Here is a 26,402-nt window from a genome sequence, read left to right as displayed (position 1 = left end):
CCTGCTTGCAGTCGCCGCAACTACTGGTTATATTTACAGTACTGTATTTATGAACAGTGAGGTGCGCGATGGAACATCTGGTCCGGATCGTCAACGACACCGATCGCCAAGTACTGGCCTGGCTGCGTGCGCAGCTTGGCGACGCCCGCGTCGAGCGCGCGGCGCGCCAGCTCGGGCATACGCGCAAACCCTTTCCGTCCGCGGTGTGCCGGTATCTGGGCGTGAGCGCGCCGGCCACGCTGCGCCAGGCGGAGCGGCCGCGCGCCGCGCGCGACTTCACGGTCGGCGATCGCTACCTGTCGTTGATCCGTCAGCACCTCGCCGCGCACGCGGTCGGCCGATGAAAGCGCCCAAATCGTATCGCTGGCGCGTCGTCGCGCGGCGCCCGGTCGGCGGAAGCGCGACGTGCCGGATCGGCCGGCCCGTGCACCCGTCACGAGCGCCGGGGCCGCAAGCCGATCCACCGGCCCGGCCGGCACCCGGCCCGCTTACGCAGCGGCCGCCGCGGCGCGTATCAACTGGCCGAGCGTTTCGATTGCCGCTTCGTGCGTCGAGTCGAACACCCGCGTGCAGGCAAGCCGGATATACGCGTCAAAGCGGTCGGAATTCGAAAAGATCGAGCCAGGCGCGATCCTCACCCCGCGCGCCAGCGCGGCATCGAACAATGCTTCGGAGCGCACGCCGTCCGGCAACGCGATCCACAGCAGCATGCCGCCCGGCGGCCGGTTCATCCGCGTGCCGGCCGGAAAATGACGCGCGATCGCGTCGATCGTCACGTCGCGCTGCACGCGAAGCTGTTCGCGAAACCGGTGCAGGTGGCGATCGAACGCACCCGAGCCGACGAATTCGGCCGCGACGGCCTGCAGCAACGCGGCGTTGTGCCGGCTGTGCGCGAACTTGAGCATCTTCACGCGCGCATGCCAGCGGCCCGCGCTCATCCAGCCGAGCCGCATCCCGGGCGCCAGCACCTTGTTGAACGACGGGCAGTAGATCACCGTGCCGTCGCGGTCCCATGCCTTCACGGGCTTCACCGCGTGCGGCGCTTCGACGAGCTCGCGATACGGCTCGTCCTCGATCACGGCCACGCCGCGGCCGGCGCACAATGCCACCAGCGCAGCCTTGCGCTCGTCGGGCATCACGCTGCCGAGCGGGTTCTGCAGGTTCGGCACGACGACCACTGCCCGAATGTCCGGGTAGGCGGTCAACGCCACGTCGAGTGCCTCGATCGACAACCCGGTCGTCGGGCTGGCCGGAATTTCCAGCGCGCGCAGGCCGAGGCTTTCGAGCAGCTGGATCAAGCCGAAAAAGGCCGGCGATTCGATCGCGATCGTGTCGCCGGGGCGCGCCACCGCGCGCAGCGCGAGATTCACGGCATCGACGCCGCCGCTCGTCGACATCACGTCGTCCGGCGAAACCGTCACACCGTACGACAGCGCGCGCCTGGCCATCGCCTGCCGGAATTCGGGCGAACCGCCGACCGGCCCTGCATCGGTCAACAGCGTGGGCTTGCGCCGCAACAGGCGGATCGCCAGCGTCTGCAGGCGTTCGGCCGGATACAGCGTCGCCAATGCGGACGCGCCGCCGAGATTCAGCGCATCGGGCGCCGCGTTCGCGCGATCGATCACACGCGACACGCGTTCGTGCAGCCCCGCGAACGGCGGCTCGACGCTCAGTGGCGGCCCGTCGCTTTCCGGCAGCGTGTCGAGCGCGGCCGCTGCGCGCCGCCGCACGAAATAGCCCGAGCGCGGCTTGGCCTCGCACCAGCCCGTGTCCTCGAGCCGCCGGAATGCCTGGATCGCGGTCGACAGGCTCACGCCGTGCTGCGCCATGAACGCGCGCACCGATGGCATCCGGTCGCCAGGCGACAGCGTGCCGGCCGCGATGATGCGGCGGTAATGTTCGGCGAGCCGTTCGTAAAGCGGCTCGCCGGTCATCGGCAAAGGCGTGCGGGACGGGTCGGTGATCGAGGTCATGCGGGTGATCGTGCCCGCGCGCTGCGGCGCACGCCAGATACAGATTCCGGGGAAACCCACCGATACAGCGACACACAATCCGCACCTGCACCGTAACAGATTCCCGTCCCCTGAATCTGTCCTGACCGCGCGCGCTTCCCTAACCTGATTGCACGCCGTCGCCTCGCCATCGCGAGGTTGCGTCAACCGGGAAAACGGGAAAAGGACTCGCGATGCGAACGCAGGACATCCGGCTCGATGCCGGGCAAAGCCACTTTGCGTGGTTCGACAAAGGCAGCCAGGTCGTCGTGCTCGACGGCGCGCTCGCGATCACGTTGCGCCAACGCGGGCTCGACTGGCTGCCGGATGCGCCGCAACACGTTCGCCGCGTGCTCGGCGAAGGCGAATGCCTGACGATCGAGGCGGCTGGCCATGTGGCGTTGTCCGCCAGCGGCGCCGGCCCGGCCAGCGCGACCGTCGTGGAACCCACGGCTCGGGGCGGCGGGTTCGCCGCGTGGCGCGCATGGGTGCAGCGGGTCACCGCCCGGTTATCCAGCGCGCGGTACGTACGAGAGCAGTCCTGACGCGGTGGCTCGCACCGTCGCCGGTGGCGTCATGCGGCCAGCCCATCGCCGCACCGGGCAGCATGCGCGATCTTGCCCCGCATGCTCTCCAGAGGCGAATCAATTGAACCCATCCGCGTGATCCGGCCACCGCACCCTCGCCGGCCCGCGACGTGCCGCCCCTCCCGCTACCGCACCTTCCGCAGGCGCTCGATCCATTCGAACAGCGCCATCCCGGCCAGCATCGCGACGACGAACGCGATGCCCTTGACCGACCCGAACCCGATCGACACGAGCGCCGGCCCCGGGCAAAACCCGGCGATTCCCCAGCCGATGCCGAACACGGCACTCCCGGCGACGAGCCGCACGGTGATCGTCCGCGCGGCCGGCCACTGGATCGGCAGACCGAGCCACGAGCGCGTCCGGCGCTTCGCCCATGCAAACGCGAACACGCCGACGCCGATCGCCCCGGCCATCACGAATGCGAGCGACGGATCCCAACGGCCTGCCAGATCGAGAAAACCGAGCACCTTCTGCGGGTTGGCCATCCCCGACACGATGAGGCCGGCGCCGAACAGCAACCCCGCCAGAAACGCAAATCCTGCCTGCATGTCAGCCTCCGAGCACGTGCCGTCGCACGAATACGGTCGCGAAGCCGGCGACCATGAACACCGCCGTCGCGACAATCGACCGCGTCGCGCCGCGCGACAACCCGCAAACGCCGTGACCGCTCGTGCATCCGCCCGCATAACGCGTACCGACGCCGACCAGCAGGCCAGCCGCCAGCAGTGCGCCCCAGCCCGCATCGACCTGCGGCATCGCGGCGGCCCCGGCGATACGCATCATCAAGGGCGCGGCGATCAGCCCCGCGACGAATGCGGCGCGCCAGCCGCGCTCCGCGGCACCGGCCGTGAACAGGCCGCCGACGATGCCGCTGATGCCGGCGATCCGTCCGTTGAATGCGATGAGCCACGCGGCGGCGAGCCCGATCAGCACACCGCCGGCAAGCGACAGCCACGGCGTGAAATGAAGCGCATCAAGCTGCATGGCGCGTCCCCTTCGCGGCCGGTCCGCAGAACTGTTCGTACAGCACGCCCATCACCGCGATCGCCGCCGGGCTGTCGAGCGAATAGTGGATGTTCTTGCCTTCGCGGCGCGTGCGGACCAGCGCGTTGTCCCGCAGCACGCCGAGCTGCTGCGACAGCGTCGGCTGGCGAATATCCAGCCGCGCCTCGAGTTCGCTCACGCAGCGTTCACCCTGCGACAGTTCGCACAGCAGCAGCAGCCGGTCGGGATTGGACAGCACCTTGAGCAGCGCGCACGCCGATTCGGCGGCGGCGCGCATCTGGTCGGGCTCGGGCAGCCCGGTCGAAGGGTCGGTGGTCATGAGGAAGGTCGCATACGATTAACGGATCAATATTATATCATTGTATATAATATTGCCACCCGCGATCATCCGGCGCCATCGGCGCCGCCTGCCCGCCCCCACCGCTACGCCTGCCCGCCGGCAATCGCATCAACAGCCGTCCGCTTCGCGCTGGCCCGCACCACACCGAGCGCCAGCACCGCGACGAAGGCGAATGCGGTCGACAACGGCAACCTCATCGCGAGCATCGCCCCGCCCGCCATCGAACCGACGCCCGCCGCGTCACTGCATGCGAGCACGCGATGCGGATCGAAGCGGTCCATCAGCCAGCCTGGCACGATCGCACCGAGCGTGCCGCCGACCTGAAACATCGCGGTCACGCGATGCAGCTCGAGGGCCAGGGCGCGGTGTCGATCTACTGGTACCCGGACAGCGCGAATCGCGCGGCCGTGGCCGTCGCGATCGAGTGCCTGCGGGCCTGTGCGGCGCCGCAGGTCGGCGGATGGGAGAAAGTGAAGGCGGCGTGAGCGATGAGGCGGCCCGGCGCGAACCGTGCCGCCTCGCCCTGGCGCGTCAGGCGCCGTCGCAGGACGCCGTGTCGTCCAGCATCAGCGTGCCGACCCGCGCAGGCACGAGCGGCGTACGCGGCACCGGCGGCGTCCAGCCGAACAGCGCTTGCGCGGCCGCGCCGCACACGCGGCCCTGGCATGCGCCCATCCCGCAGCGCGTCTGCAGCTTCGCAACCGTCCAGCCCGACGCCTCCGCGACCGCATCGGCGACCGCGTCTGCGACCGCGTCGAAACGCACGTCCTCGCACCGGCACAGCAGCGTATCGGGTCGCGCGAGCCGGCGGATCGGCTCGCGAATCGCGAAGCGCTCGCGCACCGCGTTCGCGAACGCCTGCCAGTGCGCACGCCGCGCAACCCGCGCGGCCAGCGGCGCCATCTGTCCGGTGGCCGCGTAGCCGGCGATCTCGCCTTCGACCATCGCCAGCTCGCTGCCGCCGACACCCGTACACTCGCCCGCCGCGAAATAGCCGTCGCGGCTCGTGCGCTGATGCGCGTCGACCGCGACCGCGCCGTTCTCGATCCGGCAGCCGAGATGGCTCGGCAGCACGGTGTTCGGCACGAGACCGAAGCCACACGCAAGCCGGTCGCAGTCGATCTCGAACTCGCGCTCGCCCTGCCGGATCCTCACGCGTTCGAGCCGCTTGTCGCCGAACGCTTCGACGACGTGCGCGTCGGGCCGGTAGGCGGCCGTGACGAGCTTCGCCGCTTGCGCGAGCTTCGACGGCCAGCGCCACAGCCCCGCGCCGAAGCCGGCGACGTCGCGCCACGCCGCCTGTTCGAGCACATGCGACACCTGTGCGCCGGCCTGCCGGGCCGTCGCCGCGCTCGCGAGCAGCAGCGGGCCGCTGCCGGCGATTACCGTGCGCTGCCCGCGCACGTCGAGGCCGTACTTGATCAGCGCCTGCAAACCACCCGCGCCGGTGACGCCCGGCAGCGTCCAGCCCGGAAACGGCAGCAGCAGTTCGCGCGCGCCGCAGCAGAGGATCAGCGTGCGGAATTCGAGCAGCAAGCCGCGTTCGTCGTCCTCGAGCAGGAGCGTACCCGGCTGCGTTTCGGCGACGATGCGCGTGGCCGCGAGATGCGTGACGTTCGGCGGCCGCAGCACGGCCAGGCGTTCCGCGGCGGCCGGCACCGGCGTCGCGGCGGCCGCCTGGCGCCAGATCTGGCCGCCCGCGCGCGGGTTATCGTCGACGATCGCGATCGTGGCACCGCTTCGTGCGGCGGCCCGCGCGGCCGACAGCCCGGCCGGGCCCGCACCGACGATCGCGACGTCGACGCTCAGTCGTTCCTGTTTTGCCGAGCTCATCGCGTCCGCTCCACCCGCATCCCGTCGCGGCACAGCGTCTGGCAAGCCAGGCGGCGGCGGCCGTCGATCGTCATCCTGCACTCCTGGCAGATGCCCATACCGCAAAACGGCGCGCGCGCCGCACCCGTGCACGACACGCGCGTCATGTCGTCGCCGCTCGCCGCGACGGCGGCCGCGACGGTCGCACCGTCGGCCACCGTCAGCGCGCGGCCGTCCAGATGGATGATCATGTCAGCCTCCGTCGGGCCGCCCCAAGGGGGCTGACCGCCCCCGCGGAGGGCAGCGAACAAAGTGAGCGTGGGGGTCGTTTCATGTCAGCGCTCCGGCTACAGGGGACGTCGTCAGGAAACGTCCCGGCAAATACGGTTCGATGTCGATGGGCGGCCGCTCGCCGGTCATCAGCGCGGCGACGAGCCGCGCACTGCCCGGCGCGGTCGTCACGCCGAGCCCTTCGTGCCCGACCGCGAGCCACACGCCCGGCCGCGCCGGATGCTCGCCGAGCAGCGGCAGGCCGTCGGGGCTCGCGGACCGGAAGCCCGTCCACGCGCGAATCCCGTTCAGGTCGGCCAGATCGGGCAGATAGCCGACCGCGCGGCGCAGCATGCGCGCGAGCACCGGCGGTTCGATGCGCGCGTCCTCGGTGTCGAACTGGCGCGACGAGCCGATCAGCAGCTGGCCCGTGGGCCGCGGTTGCACGTTGAACGCGACCGACGTGCCGTCGCTCGCATGCGCGCTCGCCGCATAGCCGAGCTCGACGAGCTGGTGCGACACCTGGCCCGGATAACGGTCGGTGATCAGCAGATGGCCCTTTTTCGGGCGCAGCGGCAGTTCGGGCAACAGCGCGCGCGCGGCGACGCCGTTCGCGACGACGACGCGTTCCGCGCGCAGCGTATCGCCGCTCGCGAGCGTCACGCTCGGGCCGTCGACCGCCACCGCGCGAGCGCGCCGCAACGTGATGCCCGGCGCACGCTGCAACAGCCAGCTCGCGGCGACGGGCGCATAGAGAATCGCATCGCCGGGAATCTTCAGCGCGCCGCCGAGACCGGCACGCAGCATCGGCTCCAGCTGCGCGAGCGTTGCCGCGTCGATCAGCTCGCCCGCGACGCCGTGCGCGGCGAGCGTCGCCTGCTTGGCGCGCGCGAGGTCCATCTCGTGGGCATCCGCCGCGAGCCATAGCGTGCCGCAATTGCGGTAGGCGCAGCCTTCCGGCATCTCGCCGAAGAGCGCGCGCCACAGCTCGATCGAGTAATGGCTCAGCGCGAGCTCGGCCGCGTTGTCGTCCATCGCGACGAGGTGCCCCATGCCGGCGCCGGTCGCGCCGCCGCTCGCGTCGTCGACGACGAGCACGCGCAGCCCGCGCTGCGCGAGTTCATGCGCACATGCGGCGCCGACGATGCCGGCGCCGATCACGACGACGTCGGTCCTGGTCTCGCTCACGACACGATGCCCCAGCCGAACGGATCGTCTTCCTCGATCAGCAAGGTCGCTTCCGCGCTCAGGTGCGCGCTGCCGCGGATCGTCGGCACGATGCCGCCCTCGGCCTGCGCATAGCTCGCCTGGAACACGCTGCCGATCACGCTCGCCTGATGCCATACGGCGCCCGGTTCGAGCTTGCCGTCGGCCGCGAGGCACGCGAGCTTCGCACTCGTGCCGGTGCCGCACGGCGAACGGTCGTACGCGTGGCCCGGGCACAGCACGAAGCTGCGGCTGTCGTGCTCCGGATCGTCCGCGAACAGTTCGATGTGGTCGATCTCGCCGCCGTTCGCGCCGGTGATGCCCGCGCGTTCGAGCCCTGCGCGCACCGCGGACGAATAGGCGGTCAGCGCGGCGACGTTGTCGCCGGTCACGCGCTGGCCGTGATCGCTGATCAGGAAGAACCAGTTGCCGCCCCACGCGATGTCGCCCTTCACGGAGCCGTAGCCCGGCACGTCGACTTCGACGGCCTTCGCGTGGCGATACGCGAGCACGTTGCGCACGCTGACCGACAGGTCGTCGTGCAGCGTCGCCTCGACAGTGCCGACCGGCGTTTCGATCTGGTGCACGCCCGGCTCGATGCGGCCCATGTGATGCAGCGTGCGCACGACGCCGATCGTGCCGTGCCCGCACATCCCGAGATAACCGCTGTTGTTGAAAAAGATCACGCCGGCCGCTGCCGCCGGCGACACGGGTTCGCACAGCAGCGCGCCGACCAGCACGTCGCTGCCGCGCGGCTCGAGAATGCACGCGGTGCGGTAGCGATCGTGCTCGCGCGCGAGCACGTCGCGACGCTCGGCCATCGTGCCGTTGCCGAGCGAGGGGAAGCCGGACACGACGAGCCGCGTGGGTTCGCCGCCCGTGTGCGAATCGATGATCTGGATGCGCTTCATCATGAGCCGTCCGAAGTGGGGAAAGGAGCATAGCTTCCTCCGTCGCGCGTCCGTCCGCTTGTGGCTTTTCGATGACGACGGCGACGAAATCGGCATAGTGCGGAACGCCTGTCGCGGCCCTTCCGGCCACTGTGCCGATTTCGTCATTCTGCTCCGCGATACGACTCAAGCGTGATGGGTGTTTGCACGGCGATACTGGTTGCACGTCGACGCGTCTGTCGTCGATCGATACGAAGCAGGAGATTGCAGTGAACCGAATCGCCAACCCGCGGACCAGCGTTTTCCCCGCCGTCAGCAACCGGTTCGTCCCGGGCGCTTTCATCGCCTTCATCACTTTCGACGCCGCGGAACGCGCCGGACAGAACCGGTGAACCGCTGATCGCGCCGCCCGATTTCGCCCGGCGGCGCAACGGCCTCCCCCCGTCGCGCCGCCACTTCCGGTCCGGCATGGCCCACACGGGCCCGCTCGCTGCAACGCCCGCCCGCGCTGCGCACGAACGGCCCCAGGCCCGCCCCGGTCGTTCGAACCGGTCGCACGCCGGCCGGCAGGTGTGTGCCGCGGCTCCGCCGGAGCGCGACGCAAACCTCACCTGCCCCGATATTTCCCAGGAGACAAACCCATGCCAGGCCAAGGCAACACACACTCGTCCATCCCGCTTTCCCGTTCCGTGCCCGCCGACGGCGGTCACGGCAAGTTCAAGAAGCAGCTGTCGCTGACCGACCTGACGTTCATCGGCCTCGGCGCGATCTTCGGTTCGGGGTGGCTGTTCGCCGCGAGTCACGTGTCGACGATCGCCGGCCCGGCCGGCATCTTCTCGTGGCTGCTCGGCGGCTTCTCGGTGCTGCTGCTCGGCATCGTCTACTGCGAGCTCGGCGCCGCGCTGCCGCGCGCGGGCGGCGTGGTCCGCTACCCGGTGTTCTCGCACGGCCCGCTGCTCGGCTACCTGATGGGCTTCATCACGCTGATCGCGTTCTCGAGCCTGATCGCGATCGAAGTGGTCGCGGCGCGCCAGTACGCGGCCGCATGGTTCCCCGGCCTGACCAAGGCCGGCTCGAGCGACCCGACGACGATCGGCTGGCTCCTGCAGGCCGCGCTGCTGTGCTTCTTCTTTTACCTGAACTATTCGAGCGTGAAGACCTTCGCGAAAGCGAACAACATCATCAGCATCTTCAAGTTCATCGTGCCGCTGTCGGTGATCGCTGTGCTGTTCACGTTCTTCAAGCCCGCCAACCTGACCGTGCACGGTTTCGCGCCGTTCGGCATGCCGGGCATCGAGATGGCCGTGTCGGCCGGCGGCATCATCTTCGCGTATCTCGGCCTCACGCCGATCGTGTCGGTCGCGAGCGAGGTGCGCAATCCGCAGCGCACGATCCCGATCGCGCTGATCCTGTCGATCCTGCTGTCCACGCTGATCTACGTGCTGCTGCAACTCGCGTTCATCGGCAGCATCCCGACCGACATGCTCGCCGCCGGCTGGCATGACGTCAGCAAGGCCTTCTCGCTGCCGTACCGCGACATCGCGCTCGCGCTCGGCGTGGGCTGGCTCGCGGTGATGGTGGTGGCCGACGCGATGATCTCGCCGAGCGGCTGCGGCAACATCTACATGAATGCGACGCCGCGCGTCGTCTACGGCTGGGCGAAGACGGGCACGTTCTTCAAGGTGTTCACGCGCGTCGACGAAGCGTCGGGCATCCCGCGCGCGGGCCTGTGGCTCACGTTCGGTCTCGCGATCTTCTGGACGATGCCGTTCCCGTCGTGGGAAGCGCTGATCAACATCGTGTCGGCCGCGCTCGTGCTGAGCTATGCGGTCGCGCCCGTGTCGGTCGCCGCGCTGCGCCGCACCGCGCCCGACCTGCCGCGGCCGTTCCGCGCGGTGGCGTTCGGCATCACCGGCCCCGCGTCGTTCGTGATCGCCGCGCTGATCGTCTACTGGTCGGGCTGGGGCACGGTGTCCTGGCTGCTCGGCCTGCAGATCGTGATGTTCGTGATCTATCTCGCATGCCGCCGCTGGGTGCCGACCGCGCACCTGAGCATCGCCGAACAGGTCCGCTCGTCCGCGTGGCTGATCGCGTTCTACGCGGCCATGATCGTGCTGTCGTACTTCGGCGGCTTCGGCGGCACCGGCCAGCTCGCGCATCCGTACGACACGTTCGTCGTCGCGGCCGTCGCGCTCGTCATCTTCTACTGGGGCGCCAACACCGGCGTGCGTTCCGACAAGCTGCAGCTCGAAGACGACGAAGACTGACACCCCCGCTTTCCCCTATCTACTCCGGCCGGGCACGCCACGCCCGGCCCCGTCTTTTCCGAGGAAACACCATGCAACTCACAGGTCAGCTCCTGATCGGCCAGTCGGCCATCGCCGGACAGAACGGCACCCTCCACGCGATCGCCGCCGCGACCGGCGAAGCGCTCGAACCCGCGTTCGGCGGCGCGAGCCTGCACGACCTGGAGACGGCCTGCGCGCTCGCCGACGACGCATTCGACACGTACCGCGAAACGGGCCCCGAGCAACGCGCCGCGTTTCTCGACGCGATCGGCCGCAACATCATGGCGCTCGGCGACGACCTGATCGAGCGCTGCGTCACCGAAACCGGCCTGCCGCGCGCACGCATCGAAGGCGAACGCGGCCGCACGGTCGGCCAGCTCGCGCTGTTCGCGTCGCTCGTGCGCGACGGCGCTTACGTCGACGCGCGCATCGACCCGGCCCGCCCCGACCGCAAACCGCTGCCGCGCGTCGACCTGCGCCTGCGCAACGTCGCGATCGGGCCGGTCGCCGTGTTCGGCGCGTCGAACTTCCCGCTCGCGTTCTCGGTCGCGGGCGGCGACACGGCATCGGCGCTCGCGGCCGGCTGCCCGGTGATCGTCAAGGCGCACTCCGCGCATCCGGGCACGTCCGCGCTCGTCGGCCGCGCGATCCAGCAGGCCGTGCGCGAGTGCGGGCTGCCGGCCGGCGTGTTCTCGCTGCTGTTCGATGCTTCGCGCGAAATCGGCCAGGCGCTCGTCGCCGATGCGCGCATCAAGGCCGTCGGCTTCACCGGCTCGCGCCGCGGCGGCGTCGCGCTGATGCACATCGCGGCCGCGCGCCACGAGCCGATTCCGGTCTATGCGGAAATGAGCTCGATCAACCCGGTGCTGCTGTTCCCGGCCGCGCTCGACGCGCGCCACGCCGCAATCGCGCCACAGTTCGCCGCGTCGCTCGCACTCGGCGCCGGCCAGTTCTGCACGAACCCGGGCCTCGTGCTCGCGATCGACGGCCCCGCGCTGCGCGCGTTCGAAGCGGCAGCGGCCGCCGCCGTTCAGGCAACCGCCGCGCAGACGATGCTGACGCCGCACATCCACGCGAGCTATGCGCAAGGGGTTGCCGCGCTCGCCGCGCACGACAAGGTCGAGCGGCTCGCGCAAGGCGCGGACGGCGGCCGCTACCAGGCGCGCGCGGCGCTGTTCGCGACGTCGGCTGACGCGTTCATCGCTCACCCCGAACTGCGTGACGAAGTGTTCGGCCCCGCGTCGCTGATCGTGCGCTGCCCGGATGCCGACACGCTGCATCGCGTGCTGAAGTCGCTCGAAGGCCAGCTGACGATTGCCGCGCATCTCGCCGACGGCGACGCCGCGCTGTTCGCCGCGCTGCGCCCGACGCTCGAGCGCAAGGCCGGCCGCATTCTCGTCAACGGCTTCGGCACCGGCGTCGAGGTCGGTCATGCGATGGTGCACGGCGGCCCGTTCCCGGCCACGTCCGACACGCGCACCACGTCGGTCGGCGCACGCGCGATCGAGCGGTTCCTGCGGCCCGTGTCGTACCAGGACGTGCCGGACGCGCTGCTGCCCGACGCGATCCGCGACGGCAACCCGCTGAACGTGCCGCAACGCATCGACGGCGTGCCCGCGCCGCGGGAAGCGCGCGATGTCTGAGCCGCTCGCCGACGTCGTCCTGCCGCTCGATGAGGTCCACGCACTCGCGCTGCGGGTGCTGACCCATCACGGGATGTCCGATGCGCACGCGCGCGCGATCGCCAACGTGATCACGCAGGGCCAGCGCGACGAGTGCCACTCGCACGGCGTGTACCGGCTGCTCGTGTGCGTGCGCTCGCTGAAAAAGGGCAAGGTCGATCCGCAGGCCGTGCCGACGCTGCGCCGGCTGTCGTCGTCGATCGTCGCGGTCGACGCGCATCGCGGCTTCTCGTTGCTGAGCTTCGAAACCGGCCTGCCGGTGCTCGTCGAGATGGCGAAGCAGCACGGGATCGCCGCGATGACGATCAACCACTGCTACCACTTCTCGGCGCTGTGGCCCGAGGTCGAGGCGATTGCCGCCGAAGGGCTGGTCGGCATCGCGATGAACCCGAGCCACAGCTGGGTCGCGCCGGAAGGCGGCCGCGAACCGGTGTTCGGCACCAACCCGATCGCGTTCGCCTGGCCGCGCCCGGACGGCGTGCCGTTCGTGTTCGACTTCGCGACCAGCGCGATCGCGCGCGGCGACATCGAATTGCACGCAAAACAGGGCAAGGCGATTCCGTCGCACTGGGCGATCGATGCGCACGGCCAGCCGACCACCGATCCGAAGGCCGCGCTGCAAGGCGCGATGCGCACCTTCGGCGGTCACAAGGGCTCGGCGCTCGCGGCAATGGTCGAGCTGCTCGGCGGCGCGCTGATCGGCGACCTGACGAGCCAGGAGTCGATGGACTTCGACGAAGGCGTCGGCGCGACGCCGTGCCACGGCGAACTCGTGATCGCGTTCGATCCGAAGGTGTTCCTCGGCGACGAACTCGACGCGGGCCTCGCGCGCGGCGAGCGGATGTTCGCGTCGATCACCGGGCAAGGCGCGCGGCTGCCGTCGCAGCGGCGCTTCGATGCGCGCGCGCGCAGCATGGCGCACGGCGTGCGGATTCCGAAGGCGCTGTACGACGAAATCCTGACGTTGCTCGACTGACCTGCGATCGAGGGGGGCGGCACGGCTTCATCGTCGGCAGAACGCGATGAAGCCGCTGCCCGGTTCCGCCGGCGGTGGCCTGCGTGCGCGTTCGGTGCGTTCGGTGCGTTCGGTGCGTTCGGTGCGTTCGGTGCGCTCGGTGCGCTCAGGTGCTGTCCGGCGCACCACCCCGCCCGCGCCGTTCGCCCGCTCCCGCGGCGGCCGCAGGCCCGGCGGCTGTGGGATAATCGCCAAGTTTGCCCAGGGCGCAGCTCAAGAGGTTGTTCGCACGGGCGCGCGAGAGGCCTTTATTCCCGTGCCTCCACCCTTTTCCGCGATATTTCTTCAGCCATCACCATGCCCACATACCGTTCCAAAACCTCCACCGCCGGCCGCAACATGGCAGGTGCGCGCTCGCTGTGGCGTGCCACCGGCATGAAAGACGACGATTTCTCGAAGCCGATCATCGCGGTCGTCAACTCGTTCACGCAGTTCGTGCCGGGGCACGTGCACCTGAAGGATCTCGGCCAGCTGGTCGCGCGCGAGATCGAAGCCGCGGGCGGCGTCGCGAAGGAATTCAACACGATCGCGGTCGACGACGGCATCGCGATGGGCCACGACGGCATGCTCTATTCGCTGCCGAGCCGCGACATCATCGCGGACTCGGTCGAATACATGGTGAACGCGCACTGCGCGGACGCGATGGTCTGCATCTCGAACTGCGACAAGATCACGCCGGGGATGCTGATGGCCGCGATGCGCCTCAACATTCCGGTGATCTTCGTGTCGGGCGGCCCGATGGAAGCCGGCAAGACGCGTCTCGCGAACCCGGTCACCAAGACCGTCGAACTGAAGAAGCTCGACCTCGTCGACGCGATGGTGATCGCGGCCGACCAGTCGTATTCGGATGCCGACGTCGCCGAAGTCGAGCGCTCGGCCTGCCCGACCTGCGGTTCGTGCTCGGGCATGTTCACCGCGAACTCGATGAACTGCCTGACCGAAGCGCTCGGCCTGTCGCTGCCCGGCAACGGCACGGTCGTCGCGACGCACGCCGATCGCGAGCAGCTGTTCAAGCGCGCCGGCCGCCGGATCGTCGAACTGACCCGCCAGCACTACGAGCAGGACGACATGCGCGTGCTGCCGCGCGCGGTCGGTTTCAAGGCGTTCGAGAACGCGATGACGCTCGACATCGCGATGGGCGGCTCGACCAACACGATCCTGCACCTGCTGGCGATCGCACGGGAAGCCGGCATCGACTTCACGATGAAGGACATCGATCGCCTGTCGCGCATCGTGCCGCAGCTGTGCAAGGTCGCGCCGAACACCAACAAGTACCACATCGAGGACGTGCACCGCGCGGGCGGCATCATGGCGATCCTCGGCGAGCTCGACCGCGCCGGCAAGCTGCACACCGACGTGCCGACCGTGCACGCGCCGACGCTGAAGGACGCGCTCGAGCAGTGGGACATCGCCCTCACCCAGGACGAAGCGGTCCGCACGTTCTACCTGGCCGGCCCGGCGGGAATCCCGACGCAGGTCGCGTTCAGCCAGGACACGCGCTGGCCGAGCCTCGACCTCGATCGCGCCGAAGGCTGCATCCGCTCGTACGAGCATGCGTTCTCGAAGGAAGGCGGCCTCGCCGTGCTGACCGGCAACATCGCGCTCGACGGCTGCGTGGTGAAGACGGCCGGCGTCGACGAAAGCATCCTCGTGTTCGAAGGCTCGGCCCACGTGACCGAATCGCAGGACGAAGCGGTCGAGAACATCCTGAACGACAAGGTCAAGGCGGGCGACATCGTGATCGTGCGCTACGAAGGTCCGAAGGGCGGCCCCGGCATGCAGGAAATGCTGTACCCGACGAGCTACATCAAGTCGAAGGGCCTCGGCAAGGCATGTGCGCTGCTGACGGACGGCCGCTTCTCGGGCGGCACGTCGGGTTTGTCGATCGGTCACTGCTCGCCGGAAGCGGCAGCAGGCGGCGCGATCGGCCTCGTGCGCGACGGCGACAAGATCCGCATCGACATCCCGAACCGCACGATCGACGTGCTGGTGTCGGACGAGGAACTCGCGCGCCGCCGCGAAGAGCAGAACGCGAAGGGCTGGAAGCCGGCGCAACCGCGCCCGCGCAAGGTGTCCGCGGCGCTGAAGGCCTACGCGAAGCTGGTGATGTCGGCCGACAAGGGTGCCGTGCGCGACCTGTCGCTGCTCGACGACTGACGCAGGACGACGGGCCGCACGAGCGGCCCGCCCGCCTGGCCCAGAAGCCGCTCTCCGGAGCGGCTTTTTTTCGTCCGGCACCGGCCGCGAGCCGCGGCAACGGCGCCGTCAGTCATCGGCGGTAGTCGTCGCTGCCCGCACCGCCGCGGCCGCCATCGCCGTGGCCGCCCCCGTTGTTTCCGCCACCTTGCGACCGGCCGCCGTAACCGCCGCCGCCCGGATTCCCTTGCGGCGGCATCATCCGGGGCCCGCCGCCCTGCGGGGGCGCCGGATGCGCGACGGCCGCCGGCGGTCGGGCATTGCCCGCCGGTCCGGGCATCGGCGCAGGCGCGGCCTGTGGCGCGGGTGCGCGGTTCGGGCCATTCCAGCCGCCGCGCGTGGCCGACGGCCGCGCGTCATGCTGCGCGGGCGGCTCGCCGCCCGGTGCGCGCTCGATCGGCCCGCCCGGCTGCGGGTGGCCGTATCCGGGCGGTCTCCCGCCGGGGCCGACACGCGGCTCGGCCCGATGCTCCCAGCGGTCGCGGTCGTGGAACCACGGCCGGTTGCGGTAGTGGCGGTCCCAGTACGCGCCGATCGCGAATCCGGTCACCGGCACGCCGATGACCGCGCCGTATTCGAGCAACGGCACGTAATTGCCCTGATACGGATAGTCGAGCTGCTCCGCGTCGATCCAGCCGCGCACGCCCGGCAACGCGACGTCGCACCACGAGTAGTCGCTCAGGCAGCCGAACACGTCCAGCGCGGTGCCGGGCGGGACCTGGGCGACGACCGGGTAATCGGGTGCCGGCCCGGCATAGAGCTCGGCGCCGGAATTCGTGTATGCGCTGCTTTGCGCGTTGGCGATGCCCGGTACGGCAGCGATGCCGAACAGGACGACGCACAGACTTCGGATGATCGTGTTGCTCATGGTGCTCTCCCGCGCGGAGCCGCCGCGCGTCGGTCAGTGTCGATGGCCACCGCCCCAATGTCCGCCACCCCGGTGGCCGCCGCCCCACGGACGGCGCCAGTAGCCGCCACCCCAGTGCCCCCAGAAGCCGAGGCCGATCGTGACGGGCGGCCCGTACCAACCCGGGTAGTACGCGGGATACGCAGGATAGTAGACCGGGTAACGCACATAGGCCGGCGCGCCATACACCGGCGCCGGTACGTAAGCGTCATCGTCGGCCGGCGGCGGCACGGCCGGCACCGCGGGTGTCGATGGAGCGACCGACCCGGCGTTTGCCGGCGCCACCGGGATCTCGCGCTGCGTCACCGTGGCGGGCACGGGTGCGTAATACGGGGCGTAACCGTAAGGGCCCGTGTAATAGCAGCCACTCAGCGCGAGCGTCGCCAGCACGACGAAGCCTGGCCTGGCGGCTGGAATCGGGGTCATGTGAAGCTCCGGAAAAATCCGCGCGTCGCCGCATGGCGCGCGCCTGCCTCTAGCTTACGTCCCCTGCATATTTCCGCGGGTTTGATCGGTTACTTTTTGTTTCCGCCATCGAAAGCGGTGCCGGGGCCGCCGCGGGCATGTCGCGTGCTTGCGCGTTCGCCGTGCCGGCGTTGATATTGGCGCAAATGCCCTCACGTTGAATATCGAGTCAGGCTGGCCGGCGCGGACGGGCGTTCGCGGCCCCCGGCGGCCTGAAACCCGCGGACCCCGGCCCGCCCAGACAGGAGCGCGGCTCACGCCGCCATCGACATGACTACGCCACGCCCCACGCTTCGGGCGGACACGCCCCTCGATCCGATCATCCAGCTGCTGGCGCTCGCCGGCGAACAGGGTTATCTGACGCACGCCGACCTCGTCGACACGCTGCCGCCGGAAAGCGACAGCCCCGACGCGCTGGACGTCGTGCGCGCCGCGCTCGCCGACATCGGGATCGCCGTGCTCGACGAGCCGGCCACGCCGGCGCCGTTCGCAAGCGCAACGCCGGCCGACGTCGATCGCGACGCGCTCGACGAGGGCCGCGCGCTGCTCGGCGAGCTCGCCCGCGGCACCAGCGCATCGACCGATCCGCTCGCGCTCTACACGCGGCGCATCCACGCGGTGCCGCTGCTCAAGCGCGAGGATGAAATCGTGCTCGCCCGCGAAATCGAAACGGGCCGTCATCAGATCCTGCATGCGCTGGCCGGCTATCCGGCGGCCGTCGATGCGCTGCTCGCGCGCCATGACGCAACGGGTGCAACGGGCGCGTCCGGCGACGAAGGCGATAACGGCAACGATGCCGCCGACGCCACGCCGGCGCCGGTGCGCCACGACACGTTGCGGAACGCAGTCGCGGCCGTGCGCGCCGCGTTGCACGCGCACGGCTGCCGCTCGGCCGAATACCGCGACGCCCGCAACGGCCTGGCCGCGCTGCTCGGGTCGCTCGCGTGGGTTGCACCGGCGGTCGACGACGCAAGCCGCGTCGTGCGCGCACTCGCCCGCGCGCCCGTCAACCCCGCCGCGGATGCCACCGCCAGCGCCGACGACGCGTGCTTCGATACCGTCGCGCGGCGTGCGCTCGGCGCCGCATTGAGCGACGGCCAGCAGAAGGTGCGCGACGGCACGCGCGCGATGCTCGAAGCGAACCTGCGGCTCGTGCTGTCGATCGCGCGCAAGTACATGAACCGCGGCGTCGACCTGCCCGACCTCGTGCAGGATGGCTGCCTCGGCCTGCTGCGCGCGATCGAGAAGTTCGAATACCGGCGCGGCTTCAAGTTTTCGACCTACGCGACCTGGTGGATCCGGCAGGCGGTCGCGCGCGCGGTGGCCGACCGCTCGCGCACGATCCGCGTGCCGGTGCACGTCGGCGACCAGTACCAGCGCGTGCAGCGGCAGGCGCTGCGCTTTCGCCAGCGCACCGGCCGCCGCGCGACGCCGGCCGAGCTCGCAGCCGAAACCGGGCTCGCCGAGGACAAGCTGCGCGCAGTGCTCGCGCTGCCTGCCGAGCCGCTGTCGCTCGACACGCCGCTGCCCGATGCCGACACCGGCCTCGTCGACCTGATCGAGGACCAGGCGGCGGCAAGCCCGTTCGAGCGCCTGGCGGACACGCGCATGCGCGAATGCGTGACGTCGCTGCTGCGGACGGTCACGCCGGCGGAGGCCGACGTGCTGCGCCGGCGGTTCGGCCTCGGCGGCGCCGAGCCCGACACCTACGACGCGATCGCGCAGGATGCCGGAATGTCGCGCGAACGCGTGCGGCAGATCGAGAAGCGCGCGCTCGCCACGCTGCGCACGGCCGCGGAGGCCGAGGGCGCGCAATCGTTCCTCGACGCGTAACCGGTCGCGNNNNCGCGACCCGGTTCCCGCCTGTACAACGTTTGCCATTGACGCGCATCAAGTTTTGTTCGCCGCTTGCCGCGACAATGTGCTGAAATAAAAGACGAACCGGCGCATTGCGCCGTGTCCGATTCGTTTGCGCTTCCACGGGTCCCTCACCATGCAGACGACCTTCAGCCAGACGCACGAGGAAAACCGGCAGATCGCGGCCTGCCTGCGCGAAGCCGCGCAGTTGCTTGCCGAACAGGGTGCGAATCCTTATCGGGTTGCCGCCTACCGCACCTCGGCCGATACGATCGAGTCGCTCGACGGCGGCGTCCGCTCGCGGTTCGACGCGGGCGGCGTCGAGGCGCTCGGCGCGTTGCCGGAGATCGGCACGGGCGTCGCGCAAGCGATCGCCGAGCTGCTGGTCACCGGGCGCTGGCGCCTGCTCGACCGGCTGCGCGGCGACGCCGAGCGCGTCTCGGCCTTCGAAGCCGTGCCGGGCATCGGTCACGCGCTCGCACTGCGGATTCACGATCAATTGCACATCGATACGCTCGAGGAGCTCGAACGCGCGGCCCGCAGCGGCCAGCTCGAAGCCATCGCGGGGGTCGGCCCGCGGCGCGCGGCCGGCATCCGCGCGGCGCTCGACGACGTGCTGAGCCGGCGCCGGCGCTGGCAAGGCCACGCGCGCAACGCCGATCTCGGCACGGAACCGCCGGTCGAGTTGCTGCTGTATATCGACCGCCTGTACCGCAACAAGGCCGCCGCCGGCATCCTGCCCACGCTCGTGACGCGGCGCCTGAATGCGGACGTCAGCATTCAGCCGCCCGTGATGCACATGACGAAGGGCGGCTGGCATTTCACCGCGCTGTGCCCGTATCCCGCGCGCCCGCAGGAATCCGGCCGCACGGCGGACTGGGTCGCACTCTACTTCTACGATGCGTTGCAATGCGAGCACCAGCGGACCGTCGTGACCGAGACGCTCGGCACGCTCGTCGGCAAGCGCGTCGTGCGCGGCCGCGAGATGGAATGCCGCGTGTATTACGCAGGTTGATGCGCGCGAGCCACTAGCCGCCGCGCTGCGCGCCGGTCAGCCGTGGCACGCCACCGCCGTCACTCGCCGCCGCTGTCGATCAGGTTGTGGCGCACGCGCCCGAGCAGGCGCACCAGCGTGTCGCGCTCGTCGCGCGTGAAGCCGCGCAGCCCGTTGTCGGTGACGGTGTCACCCACTTCCAGCATCTGCGGAAAGATGTCGCGCGACTTGTCGGTCAGCCGGATCACGAACGCGCGGCGATCGTCGTCGTTCGCGATGCGCTCGATCCATCCGCAGCTTTCCATCCGGTCGAGCAGCCGCGTCAGCGAGATCGGCGTGATCTCGAGCCATTCCGCGAGCCGCGCCTGATTCATCTCGCCCTTCCACGTCAGGTACGCGAGCACGCGGCTTTGCGCGCGCGTCAGGCCGATACGCTTCGCGCGCCGGTCGAACAGGCGTCCCTGGAGGCGGGCCACGTCGGAAATCAGGTAGCCGATCCGGTTCTCGTAAGTCTTGTCCATCCGGCGATTATAGGGGCAGGCCGCGAATGACCCGCGGCTCGGGTCAAGCGATGAGCACGAACATAATAAGCGTGCTTATAATTCGAGCCATACCGGATCGCCGCCCACGGCGGCCGTCCCACGGAGACACCTGCTTGAATCCCGCCGCCGCCACCGACACTCCCGCCTCGCCGCCCGCCCTCAATCGACCGATGCTGACCCTGTCGATCATGCTCGCGACGCTGATCCAGACGCTCGACAGCACGATCGCGAACGTCGCGCTGCCGCACATGCAGGGCACGATGTCCGCGTCGCAGGACGAAATCACCTGGGTGCTGACCTCCTACATCGTCGCCGCGGCGATCGCGACGCCGCTGACCGGCTGGTTGTCCGACCGGCTCAGCATGAAGCGGCTGCTGACGATCTCGATCGCGGGATTCACGATTGCGTCCGCGCTGTGCGGATTGTCCGAGTCGCTCGTGCAGATCGTCGGCGCGCGACTGCTGCAGGGCGTGTTCGGCGCCGCGCTGGTGCCGCTGTCGCAGTCGATCCTGCTCGACATCAACCCGCGCGAGAAGCAAGGCCAGGCGATGGCGATCTGGGGGATGGGCGTGATGGTCGGCCCGATCCTCGGCCCGACGCTCGGCGGCTGGCTCACCGACAGCTACAACTGGCGCTGGGTGTTCTTCATCAACGTGCCGATCGGCGCGTTCGCGCTGGCCGGCGTGCTGACCTTCCTGCCCGCGCGCGCGCCGCGCCCGCACGTGAAATTCGACGCGTTCGGCTTCGCGACGCTGGCGCTCGCGATCGGCGCGTTCCAGGCGATGCTCGATCGCGGCGAACAGCTCGACTGGTTCGGCTCGTACGAGATCCGCATCGAGGCCCTCGTCGCGGCCCTGAGCTTCGCGTTCTTTCTGGCGCACACGGCGACCGTCGGCAAGGCATCGTTCTTCAAGTCGGAATTGCTGCGCGACCCGAACTTCGCGACCGGCACGCTGTTCATCTTCGTCGTCGGCGCGGTGCTGTACGCAACCCGCGCGCTGTTGCCGCCGATGCTGCAGAACCTGATGGGCTATCCGGTCGCGACGACGGGCCTCGTCACCGCGCCGAGCGGTGCGGGCACGATGATCGCGATGCTGTTCGTCGGACGCTTGTTGAAATACGTGGACGCGCGGGCGCTGCTGTTCGCCGGGCTGGCGATTTCCGCGTTGGCGCTCTGGCAGATGATGCAGTACACGATCGTGCTGTCCGAGGCGGACATCGTGTGGCCCGGCGTGGTGCAGGGCTTCGGGCTGGGGCTCGTGTTCGTGCCGCTGAGCGCGCTGTCGTTTTCGACGCTGACACCCGAGTTGCGCGCCGACGGCACGGCCACCTACAGCCTGATGCGCAACATCGGCAGCAGCATCGGCATCTCGATCGTGCAGACGCTGATGACGCGCAACACGCAGGTCGCGCATGCCGACCTCGCGACCCACATCACGCCGTTCGACCCGGCCGTGCAGGCGATGGCCGGCAGCCACCTCGACATCGCGCTGCTCGACCGCACGATCAACCAGCAGGCCGCGATGATCGCGTACCTGAACGACTTCAAGCTGATGTTCGTCGCGACGCTGCTGATGATCCCGCTGTTGCTGCTGATCCGCCCGCCGCAGAAGACCGCGAGCGTCGACGTCGCGCACGCGGCGATGGATTGACGCTGCGGCGGGCGCCCACGCAACGCACGTCCGCCGCAGGCCGCGGCGTCAGGCCTTCATCGTCCCGGTGCGCACGTAGCGCTCGTGCCACGACAGCGCCTCGGCGAGCAGGTGCGGCGTGTGCTTGCCGAAGCTCTCGCGCGACGCGCGCTCGAAGTAGTCCTCGAGCATCGGCCGGTAGTCGGGGTGCGCGCAGGTCGCGATGACCTTGCGCGCGCGCTGCTTCGGCGACAGGCCGCGCAGGTCGGCCAGCCCCTGCTCGGTGACGACCACCGCGACGTCGTGCTCGGTATGGTCGACGTGGCTCGCCATCGGCACGATCCGCGAGATCGCGCCGCCCTTCGCGGTGCTGGCCGACATGAAGCACGACAGGTAGCCGTTGCGCGCGAAGTCGCCCGAGCCGCCGATGCCGTTCTGGATCTTCGTGCCCATCACGTGCGTCGAGTTCACGTTGCCGTAGATGTCGGCTTCGATCATCCCGTTCATCGCGATGCAGCCGAGGCGGCGCACGAGTTCCGGATGGTTGCTGATCTCCTGCGGACGCAGCAGGATCTTTTCGCGGAACGTCGCGATCTCGTCGGCGAAACGCTGCACGGCGGCCGGGCTCAGCGACAGCGCGGTGGCCGACGCGAAGCTCAGCGTGCCGTCGTCGAGCAGGTCGAGCATGCCGTCCTGGATCACCTCGGTGTACGCGGTCAGGTTCGAGAAGCCGGCCGAGCTCAGTTCCGCGAGCACCGCGTTCGTGATGTTGCCGACGCCCGACTGCAGCGGCAGCAGGTTTTCCGGCAGGCGGCCGCGCTTCACTTCGTGGCGCAGGAAGTCGATCAGTTGCAGCGCGATCTGCTTCGACGTGGCATCCGGCGCGGAGAATGCGTTGCTGCGGTCCGGCGCGTCGGTCTCGACGATCGCGACGATCTTGTCGGCCGGGCAACGCAGGTACGGCTCGCCGATCCGGTCGTCGCTTTTCGTCAGCGGAATCGGCTTGCGGTGCGGCGGCAGCGCCGTGCCGTAATAGACGTCGTGCATCCCGTCGAGGCCCAGCGGCTGGCGCGCGTTCACTTCGAGGATCACGTGCTTCGCCTGCTCGAGCCACGTCTTGTTGTTGCCGAGCGATGCGGACGGAATCAGCAGCCCGTCCTCGCGGATGCCCGCGACTTCGACGATCGCGACGTCGAGGTCGCCATACAGCCCGAACCATGCGTATTGCGCGACGTGGCTCAGGTGGACGTCCTGGTAATCGACTTCGCCGCCGTTGATCTTGTCGCGCAGCGTCGGGTCGGACTGGTACGGCAGGCGCATCGAGATGCCGTTGGTGCGGGCGAGCGCGCCGTCGAGTTCGGGTGCGGTCGAGGCGCCCGTCAGCACGTTGATCCGGAAGTCCTCGCCGCGCGAGTGGGCCGCGTCGATGTGGGCGGCGAGCGCGGCCGGCACGGCCTTCGGATAGCCCGAGCCGGTGAAGCCGCTCATGGCGACGGTCATGCCGGGGCGGATCAGCGCGGCGGCTTCGTCGGCGGTGCGGACGAGCGAACGCAGGGCGGGAGCGAGGATGCGTGAAGAAGACATGGCTGGATATCTGACGCTTTTGATCTGTCGTTGACGTCGCGGGGGGTGTCTCCTGAGCGACGCGAAGCCCTTGGGGCCGCGAGGGCGGCCCGGCACCACAGGCATGGTCGGAGTATCGCAGAGGCCATTGCCGCGAAATGTCCGCCGAATGCAAAAGATACTTACTGAATGCGCCGGGTATCGAACGGCCGTTCTGTGACAGGCATCGCGGCAGCATCGAATGCACTCGAAAGGTGCGCGAAAGCAAACCGCCAATTTGCCGCGCCTGCATTACGAAAAGCTGAACGGTAATCGACGACCAGCTTTCCGGATTGACGGCATGAACGCGAAGAATCGCATGCCATCACGCCCCGGCGATCGCCGCGGCCAATTGTCGCCCGGCGGCCCTCTTCGGGCGTGATGCGCATCAAGCCGTCCGCACGCGCGAATTGCCGCCGGACGAGCGTGCAAGGCCCGTCAGGGCTTGACAGCCGCGCGATGCGAACCACACTGGATCAGGTATGGCCCGACTGCGCGAAGATCGCTTCGCGGACCCGGTTTGCAACCGGCCGATGCCCTGAATACGCGGTAACACTCCCGCATGTCAGTACATTGATCGAATAAAAAGCAACAAATTACAATTCCGTATATATTTCGCCGATGGACCAAAGAAAAACCGCAACACGTTCCGAACCGCCCCTGCCGCGCACCTGGGATGCGCGGCTGGCGCGCACGCTCGTCCGACCGCTGATCGACACCCCCGTCACCCCGAATCACCTCACCACCGTTCGCCTGCTGATCGGCCTCGCCGGCGCCTGGTGCCTGGCGCAAGGCGGCTTCGGCTGGAGCAATGCGGGGGCATTCCTGATCGTGCTGTCGAATTTCGTCGACCACACCGACGGCGAACTCGCGCGCATCAGCGGCAAGTCCAGCAAGATCGGTCACTTTTACGACCTCGCGGCCGACGCGCTCGTCACGGTCGCGCTGTTCGTCAGCATGGGCCTCGGCATCGTCGCCCAGGGCGGCCAGATGGCCGCCTCGCCGGTGCTGCTCGGCGCATTGGCCGGCGCGGCCGTCGCGCTGATTTTCTTCCTGCGCATGCGGATCGAATCGACCGCCGGCAAGGCCGGCACCAGGCAGGCATTCGCCGGCGGCTTCGAAACGGAAGACGTGCTCTACCTGCTGCCGATCGTGACGCTCGTCGACGGCGTCGAGCCGTTCCTGCTCGCCGCGTCGATCGGCGCCCCGCTGTTCGCCGCATGGGTCGTGATCGACTGGTGGCGCATCGTGCGCCGCGGCCACGTCCCGCAGAATTCGAATTCAACCGAAATCCAGGCTTCCAAATGACTAGCACGCGCGACGATTCCGTGCTGAGCCCGGCACGCCCCGCGCCTGCGCGCGCGGCTGCGGCCGATCCCGATCGCACCGTGGCCGACAGCGTCGGCCATCTCGACCTCGACCGCCTGCGCAACGACTACACGCGCCAGGGGTCGTTCCTGTATCTGGACGCATTCCTGCCGTCCGACGCGCACGCGAAACTCGCGGCCGCCGCCCGCGCGATGCAGCCGGGCCTGAACCGCAATTACCTGCCCGGCCACAAGCAGGGCGGCAGCGTGAGCCGGCACACGATCGACGAACAGGCCCCGTACATCGCCGAGCTGTACCGCTCGAAGGCGCTGATCGGCTTCCTCGAGAAGGTCACGGGCGACAAGCTGATGGTGTCGCCGGACAACGATCCGCACGCGTACGCGCTGTACTACTACACGAAGCCGGGCGACCACATCGGCTGGCACTACGACACGTCGTACTACGACGGCCGCCGCTACACGCTGCTGATCGGCGTGATCGACGAATCGTCGTGCCGGCTCGATTACGAGCTGCATACGCGCAACCCGGACGTGCCCGACGAACCCGGCTCCGTGCAGATCGCCGACGGCGGCATCGTGCTGTTCGACGGCGACAAGCTGCGCCATCGGATCACGCCGCTCGGCCAGAACGAGACGCGCGTGTCGCTCACGTTCGAATACGTGACCAACCCCGGCATGCGGCCGTGGAAGCGCTTCATTTCGAACATGAAGGACGCGATCGCGTATTTCGGTTTCCGCCAGGTGTTCAAGCAACTGGCCACGCGCCGGTCGGCCGGATCATGACACGCGCCGGCCTGATCCTGCTGTCCCTCGGAACGGCACTGTTCGTCGCCCTGCTCGCGTGGCAGGGCGTCGGCGCGGTTGCGTCGACGTTCCTCGCGGCCGGCTGGGGCCTCGCGCTCGTCGCGGCATTCCACGTCGTGCCGCTCGTGATCGATGCGTTCGCGATTTCCGTGATGTTCCGCCGCGGCCAGCCCGGCGCCGAGCTCGGCAACGCGCTGCGCGCGCGCTGGGTCGGCGAATCGGTGAACAGCCTGTTGCCGGCCGGGCAGATCGGCGGCCCGGTGCTGATGGTGCGTCACCTCGCGCAGCGCGGCACGCGGATGGCCGATGCGGCCGCCGCGGTCACCGTCAGCACGACGATGCAGGCACTCGCGCAGATGGCGTTCGCGCTGATCGGCATCGCCGCGTTCAGCCTTTATGCGACGCACGAGTCGGTCGCGCACCTGCGCACGCCGGCGCTGATCGCCACCGGCGTGCTCGGCGCCCTCGCCGTCGCGTTCTACGCGGCGCAGCGGCGCGGGCTGTTCGGCCGCGGGCTGCGTCTCGCGTCGAAGCTGCTCGGCCCGCGCGACTGGTCGTCGCTGGCGACCCGCGCGGACGCGATCGACGACGCGGTCGGCGCGCTGTACCGCGATCGCGCGAAGGTCGCGAAGACCTTCGCATTGAGCCTCGTCGGCTGGATCGTCGGCACCGCCGAAGTGTGGCTCGCGCTGCGCTTCCTCGGGCACCCGGTCAGCTGGCTCGACGCGCTGCTGCTCGAGAGCGTCGGCCAGGCGATTCGCGGTGCGGCGTTCGCGATCCCGGGCTCGCTCGGTGCGCAGGAAGGCGGTTACCTGCTGCTCGCGCCGCTGGTCGGCCTGCCGCCCGACGCGGCGCTCGCGCTGTCGCTCGCGAAGCGCGCGCGCGAACTCGCGCTCGGCCTGCCCGGCCTGCTCTATCTGCATTTCAGTGAAAGAAACTGGCAGCGGCGCCGTGCGCCGCAGCCGCTCGCCGACTGATCGTTCAGATCCG

Annotated in this window: 26 protein-coding genes and 2 pseudogenes; 14 read left to right on the top strand and 14 right to left on the bottom strand. The window is 69.5% G+C overall.

The window, feature by feature from the left end; genetic code table 11:
* Nucleotides 1-68 precede the first annotated feature (68 nt).
* Nucleotides 69-344, top strand: coding sequence for a hypothetical protein (locus ACTJKF_RS03535; protein WP_440622184.1), 276 nt, complete (start codon nt 69-71; stop codon nt 342-344).
* Between the two features lie 144 nt (nt 345-488).
* Here the strand turns inward: ACTJKF_RS03535 and ACTJKF_RS03530 are convergent, their stop codons facing one another.
* Entirely contained in the window at nt 489-1,973 is a 1,485-nt protein-coding gene (locus ACTJKF_RS03530) for a PLP-dependent aminotransferase family protein (protein WP_440622183.1), read from the bottom strand.
* A gap of 212 nt (nt 1,974-2,185) precedes the next feature.
* Between ACTJKF_RS03530 and ACTJKF_RS03525 the strand changes: the two genes are divergently transcribed.
* Entirely contained in the window at nt 2,186-2,536 is a 351-nt protein-coding gene (locus tag ACTJKF_RS03525) for a hypothetical protein (RefSeq protein ID WP_440622182.1), read from the top strand.
* A gap of 167 nt (nt 2,537-2,703) precedes the next feature.
* Here ACTJKF_RS03525 and ACTJKF_RS03520 read toward each other — a convergent pair whose 3' ends face one another.
* From ACTJKF_RS03520 to ACTJKF_RS03505, 4 genes and pseudogenes are all read right to left on the bottom strand, one after another.
* Nucleotides 2,704-3,126 carry a DUF6691 family protein gene (locus ACTJKF_RS03520; protein WP_440622181.1) on the bottom strand — a complete coding sequence of 141 codons (423 nt, stop codon included), beginning with the start codon at nt 3,124-3,126 and terminating at the stop codon, nt 2,704-2,706.
* Between the two features lies 1 nt (nt 3,127).
* A complete protein-coding gene (locus ACTJKF_RS03515) occupies nt 3,128-3,562 on the bottom strand; it encodes a YeeE/YedE family protein (protein WP_440622180.1) in 435 nt (144 codons plus the stop codon).
* Complete coding sequence (locus ACTJKF_RS03510) at nt 3,552-3,902, bottom strand: ArsR/SmtB family transcription factor (RefSeq protein WP_440622179.1); 351 nt, start codon at nt 3,900-3,902, stop codon at nt 3,552-3,554. Before ACTJKF_RS03510 ends, ACTJKF_RS03515 begins: the two co-directional genes overlap by 11 nt.
* A gap of 104 nt (nt 3,903-4,006) precedes the next feature.
* A pseudogene (locus ACTJKF_RS03505) lies at nt 4,007-4,264 on the bottom strand (aromatic acid/H+ symport family MFS transporter); the annotation flags it as partial.
* Here ACTJKF_RS03505 and ACTJKF_RS03500 point away from each other — a divergent pair.
* Nucleotides 4,265-4,408, top strand: a pseudogene (locus ACTJKF_RS03500) (LysR family transcriptional regulator); the annotation flags it as partial. It abuts the pseudogene before it with no gap.
* 46 nt (nt 4,409-4,454) lie between these two features.
* On the opposite strand, the gene ACTJKF_RS03495 reads toward ACTJKF_RS03500, so the two are convergent.
* From ACTJKF_RS03495 to ACTJKF_RS03480, 4 genes are all read right to left on the bottom strand, one after another.
* Complete coding sequence (locus ACTJKF_RS03495; protein WP_440622178.1) at nt 4,455-5,756, bottom strand: FAD-dependent oxidoreductase; 1,302 nt, start codon at nt 5,754-5,756, stop codon at nt 4,455-4,457.
* Nucleotides 5,753-5,986, bottom strand: coding sequence for a 2Fe-2S iron-sulfur cluster-binding protein (locus ACTJKF_RS03490; RefSeq protein ID WP_440622177.1), 234 nt, complete (start codon nt 5,984-5,986; stop codon nt 5,753-5,755). Before ACTJKF_RS03490 ends, ACTJKF_RS03495 begins: the two co-directional genes overlap by 4 nt.
* 79 nt (nt 5,987-6,065) lie before the next feature.
* The gene (locus ACTJKF_RS03485; RefSeq protein ID WP_440622176.1) at nt 6,066-7,193 is read right to left on the bottom strand and encodes an NAD(P)/FAD-dependent oxidoreductase; all 1,128 of its coding nucleotides are present in this window, start codon (nt 7,191-7,193) and stop codon (nt 6,066-6,068) included.
* Entirely contained in the window at nt 7,190-8,122 is a 933-nt protein-coding gene (locus ACTJKF_RS03480; RefSeq protein WP_440622430.1) for a 4-hydroxyproline epimerase, read from the bottom strand. Before ACTJKF_RS03480 ends, ACTJKF_RS03485 begins: the two co-directional genes overlap by 4 nt.
* 248 nt (nt 8,123-8,370) lie before the next feature.
* On the opposite strand from ACTJKF_RS03480, the gene ACTJKF_RS03475 reads away from it, so the two are divergent.
* The 5 genes from ACTJKF_RS03475 to ilvD all read left to right on the top strand — a co-directional run bounded on the left by ACTJKF_RS03475 (nt 8,371) and on the right by ilvD (nt 15,243).
* Entirely contained in the window at nt 8,371-8,493 is a 123-nt protein-coding gene (locus tag ACTJKF_RS03475) for a hypothetical protein (protein ID WP_440622175.1), read from the top strand.
* 249 nt (nt 8,494-8,742) lie between these two features.
* Nucleotides 8,743-10,368 carry an APC family permease gene (locus ACTJKF_RS03470; RefSeq protein ID WP_440622174.1) on the top strand — a complete coding sequence of 542 codons (1,626 nt, stop codon included), beginning with the start codon at nt 8,743-8,745 and terminating at the stop codon, nt 10,366-10,368.
* 71 nt (nt 10,369-10,439) lie between these two features.
* The gene (locus tag ACTJKF_RS03465) at nt 10,440-12,032 is read left to right on the top strand and encodes an aldehyde dehydrogenase (NADP(+)) (RefSeq protein WP_440622173.1); all 1,593 of its coding nucleotides are present in this window, start codon (nt 10,440-10,442) and stop codon (nt 12,030-12,032) included.
* Nucleotides 12,025-13,047 carry an Ldh family oxidoreductase gene (locus ACTJKF_RS03460; protein ID WP_440622172.1) on the top strand — a complete coding sequence of 341 codons (1,023 nt, stop codon included), beginning with the start codon at nt 12,025-12,027 and terminating at the stop codon, nt 13,045-13,047. Before ACTJKF_RS03465 ends, ACTJKF_RS03460 begins: the two co-directional genes overlap by 8 nt.
* A gap of 336 nt (nt 13,048-13,383) precedes the next feature.
* Nucleotides 13,384-15,243 (top strand): dihydroxy-acid dehydratase, encoded by a 1,860-nt coding sequence (gene ilvD, locus ACTJKF_RS03455; protein ID WP_440622171.1) that lies wholly within the window; start codon nt 13,384-13,386, stop codon nt 15,241-15,243.
* Nucleotides 15,244-15,355: 112 nt separating this feature from the next.
* Here ilvD and ACTJKF_RS03450 read toward each other — a convergent pair whose 3' ends face one another.
* Nucleotides 15,356-16,150, bottom strand: a complete 795-nt coding sequence (locus ACTJKF_RS03450; protein ID WP_440622170.1) for an SH3 domain-containing protein — start codon at nt 16,148-16,150, stop codon at nt 15,356-15,358.
* A 33-nt stretch (nt 16,151-16,183) separates the two neighbouring features.
* Nucleotides 16,184-16,615 (bottom strand): hypothetical protein, encoded by a 432-nt coding sequence (locus ACTJKF_RS03445; RefSeq protein ID WP_440622169.1) that lies wholly within the window; start codon nt 16,613-16,615, stop codon nt 16,184-16,186.
* 309 nt (nt 16,616-16,924) lie between these two features.
* On the opposite strand from ACTJKF_RS03445, the gene ACTJKF_RS03440 reads away from it, so the two are divergent.
* Nucleotides 16,925-18,487: a sigma-70 family RNA polymerase sigma factor gene (locus ACTJKF_RS03440; protein ID WP_440622168.1), complete on the top strand. Its 1,563-nt coding sequence runs from the start codon at nt 16,925-16,927 to the stop codon at nt 18,485-18,487.
* A gap of 160 nt (nt 18,488-18,647) precedes the next feature.
* On the top strand, nt 18,648-19,526 hold the full coding sequence (locus ACTJKF_RS03435) for a helix-hairpin-helix domain-containing protein (protein ID WP_440622167.1): 879 nt from the start codon (nt 18,648-18,650) through the stop codon (nt 19,524-19,526).
* Nucleotides 19,527-19,585: 59 nt separating this feature from the next.
* Here the strand turns inward: ACTJKF_RS03435 and ACTJKF_RS03430 are convergent, their stop codons facing one another.
* Nucleotides 19,586-20,026: a MarR family winged helix-turn-helix transcriptional regulator gene (locus ACTJKF_RS03430; RefSeq protein ID WP_440622166.1), complete on the bottom strand. Its 441-nt coding sequence runs from the start codon at nt 20,024-20,026 to the stop codon at nt 19,586-19,588.
* A 191-nt stretch (nt 20,027-20,217) separates the two neighbouring features.
* Between ACTJKF_RS03430 and ACTJKF_RS03425 the strand changes: the two genes are divergently transcribed.
* A complete protein-coding gene (locus tag ACTJKF_RS03425; protein WP_440622165.1) occupies nt 20,218-21,699 on the top strand; it encodes a DHA2 family efflux MFS transporter permease subunit in 1,482 nt (493 codons plus the stop codon).
* A gap of 48 nt (nt 21,700-21,747) precedes the next feature.
* Here ACTJKF_RS03425 and ACTJKF_RS03420 read toward each other — a convergent pair whose 3' ends face one another.
* The gene (locus ACTJKF_RS03420) at nt 21,748-23,262 is read right to left on the bottom strand and encodes an acetyl-CoA hydrolase/transferase family protein (protein WP_440622164.1); all 1,515 of its coding nucleotides are present in this window, start codon (nt 23,260-23,262) and stop codon (nt 21,748-21,750) included.
* A 161-nt stretch (nt 23,263-23,423) separates the two neighbouring features.
* Nucleotides 23,424-23,669 (bottom strand): hypothetical protein, encoded by a 246-nt coding sequence (locus ACTJKF_RS03415; protein WP_440622163.1) that lies wholly within the window; start codon nt 23,667-23,669, stop codon nt 23,424-23,426.
* A 232-nt stretch (nt 23,670-23,901) separates the two neighbouring features.
* Between ACTJKF_RS03415 and ACTJKF_RS03410 the strand changes: the two genes are divergently transcribed.
* The 3 genes from ACTJKF_RS03410 to ACTJKF_RS03400 are packed head-to-tail and all read left to right on the top strand — an operon-like array spanning nt 23,902 to nt 26,389.
* Nucleotides 23,902-24,588, top strand: a complete 687-nt coding sequence (locus tag ACTJKF_RS03410; protein WP_440622162.1) for a CDP-alcohol phosphatidyltransferase family protein — start codon at nt 23,902-23,904, stop codon at nt 24,586-24,588.
* On the top strand, nt 24,585-25,391 hold the full coding sequence (locus tag ACTJKF_RS03405; RefSeq protein WP_440622161.1) for a HalD/BesD family halogenase: 807 nt from the start codon (nt 24,585-24,587) through the stop codon (nt 25,389-25,391). The genes ACTJKF_RS03410 and ACTJKF_RS03405 overlap by 4 nt, the downstream gene beginning before the upstream one ends.
* Nucleotides 25,388-26,389, top strand: coding sequence for an HpnL family protein (locus ACTJKF_RS03400; protein ID WP_440622160.1), 1,002 nt, complete (start codon nt 25,388-25,390; stop codon nt 26,387-26,389). Before ACTJKF_RS03405 ends, ACTJKF_RS03400 begins: the two co-directional genes overlap by 4 nt.
* Nucleotides 26,390-26,402: the final 13 nt, after the last annotated feature.

Source organism: Burkholderia sp. 22313, assembly GCF_052045245.1.
In the GTDB taxonomy this organism is placed as follows: domain Bacteria; phylum Pseudomonadota; class Gammaproteobacteria; order Burkholderiales; family Burkholderiaceae; genus Burkholderia.
This window is presented reverse-complemented; position numbering and strand designations above follow the sequence as displayed.

Excerpts from the sequence above, each read along its gene's own strand:
- ACTJKF_RS03530 (WP_440622183.1), bottom strand. The coding sequence starts at position 1,973 with ATGACCTCGATCACCGACCCGTCCCGCACGCCTTTGCCGATGACCGGC.
- ACTJKF_RS03535 (WP_440622184.1), top strand. The coding sequence starts at position 69 with ATGGAACATCTGGTCCGGATCGTCAACGACACCGATCGCCAAGTACTG.
- ACTJKF_RS03420 (WP_440622164.1), bottom strand. The coding sequence starts at position 23,262 with ATGTCTTCTTCACGCATCCTCGCTCCCGCCCTGCGTTCGCTCGTCCGC.
- ACTJKF_RS03495 (WP_440622178.1), bottom strand. The coding sequence starts at position 5,756 with ATGAGCTCGGCAAAACAGGAACGACTGAGCGTCGACGTCGCGATCGTC.
- ACTJKF_RS03470 (WP_440622174.1), top strand. The coding sequence starts at position 8,743 with ATGCCAGGCCAAGGCAACACACACTCGTCCATCCCGCTTTCCCGTTCC.
- ACTJKF_RS03440 (WP_440622168.1), top strand. The coding sequence starts at position 16,925 with ATGACTACGCCACGCCCCACGCTTCGGGCGGACACGCCCCTCGATCCG.
- ACTJKF_RS03490 (WP_440622177.1), bottom strand. The coding sequence starts at position 5,986 with ATGATCATCCATCTGGACGGCCGCGCGCTGACGGTGGCCGACGGTGCG.
- ilvD (WP_440622171.1), top strand. The coding sequence starts at position 13,384 with ATGCCCACATACCGTTCCAAAACCTCCACCGCCGGCCGCAACATGGCA.
- ACTJKF_RS03410 (WP_440622162.1), top strand. The coding sequence starts at position 23,902 with ATGGACCAAAGAAAAACCGCAACACGTTCCGAACCGCCCCTGCCGCGC.
- ACTJKF_RS03435 (WP_440622167.1), top strand. The coding sequence starts at position 18,648 with ATGCAGACGACCTTCAGCCAGACGCACGAGGAAAACCGGCAGATCGCG.
- ACTJKF_RS03480 (WP_440622430.1), bottom strand. The coding sequence starts at position 8,122 with ATGAAGCGCATCCAGATCATCGATTCGCACACGGGCGGCGAACCCACG.
- ACTJKF_RS03450 (WP_440622170.1), bottom strand. The coding sequence starts at position 16,150 with ATGAGCAACACGATCATCCGAAGTCTGTGCGTCGTCCTGTTCGGCATC.
- ACTJKF_RS03465 (WP_440622173.1), top strand. The coding sequence starts at position 10,440 with ATGCAACTCACAGGTCAGCTCCTGATCGGCCAGTCGGCCATCGCCGGA.
- ACTJKF_RS03525 (WP_440622182.1), top strand. The coding sequence starts at position 2,186 with ATGCGAACGCAGGACATCCGGCTCGATGCCGGGCAAAGCCACTTTGCG.
- ACTJKF_RS03520 (WP_440622181.1), bottom strand. The coding sequence starts at position 3,126 with ATGCAGGCAGGATTTGCGTTTCTGGCGGGGTTGCTGTTCGGCGCCGGC.
- ACTJKF_RS03515 (WP_440622180.1), bottom strand. The coding sequence starts at position 3,562 with ATGCAGCTTGATGCGCTTCATTTCACGCCGTGGCTGTCGCTTGCCGGC.
- ACTJKF_RS03510 (WP_440622179.1), bottom strand. The coding sequence starts at position 3,902 with ATGACCACCGACCCTTCGACCGGGCTGCCCGAGCCCGACCAGATGCGC.
- ACTJKF_RS03445 (WP_440622169.1), bottom strand. The coding sequence starts at position 16,615 with ATGACCCCGATTCCAGCCGCCAGGCCAGGCTTCGTCGTGCTGGCGACG.
- ACTJKF_RS03415 (WP_440622163.1), bottom strand. The coding sequence starts at position 23,669 with ATGCGCATCACGCCCGAAGAGGGCCGCCGGGCGACAATTGGCCGCGGC.
- ACTJKF_RS03430 (WP_440622166.1), bottom strand. The coding sequence starts at position 20,026 with ATGGACAAGACTTACGAGAACCGGATCGGCTACCTGATTTCCGACGTG.
- ACTJKF_RS03425 (WP_440622165.1), top strand. The coding sequence starts at position 20,218 with ATGCTGACCCTGTCGATCATGCTCGCGACGCTGATCCAGACGCTCGAC.
- ACTJKF_RS03405 (WP_440622161.1), top strand. The coding sequence starts at position 24,585 with ATGACTAGCACGCGCGACGATTCCGTGCTGAGCCCGGCACGCCCCGCG.
- ACTJKF_RS03460 (WP_440622172.1), top strand. The coding sequence starts at position 12,025 with ATGTCTGAGCCGCTCGCCGACGTCGTCCTGCCGCTCGATGAGGTCCAC.
- ACTJKF_RS03400 (WP_440622160.1), top strand. The coding sequence starts at position 25,388 with ATGACACGCGCCGGCCTGATCCTGCTGTCCCTCGGAACGGCACTGTTC.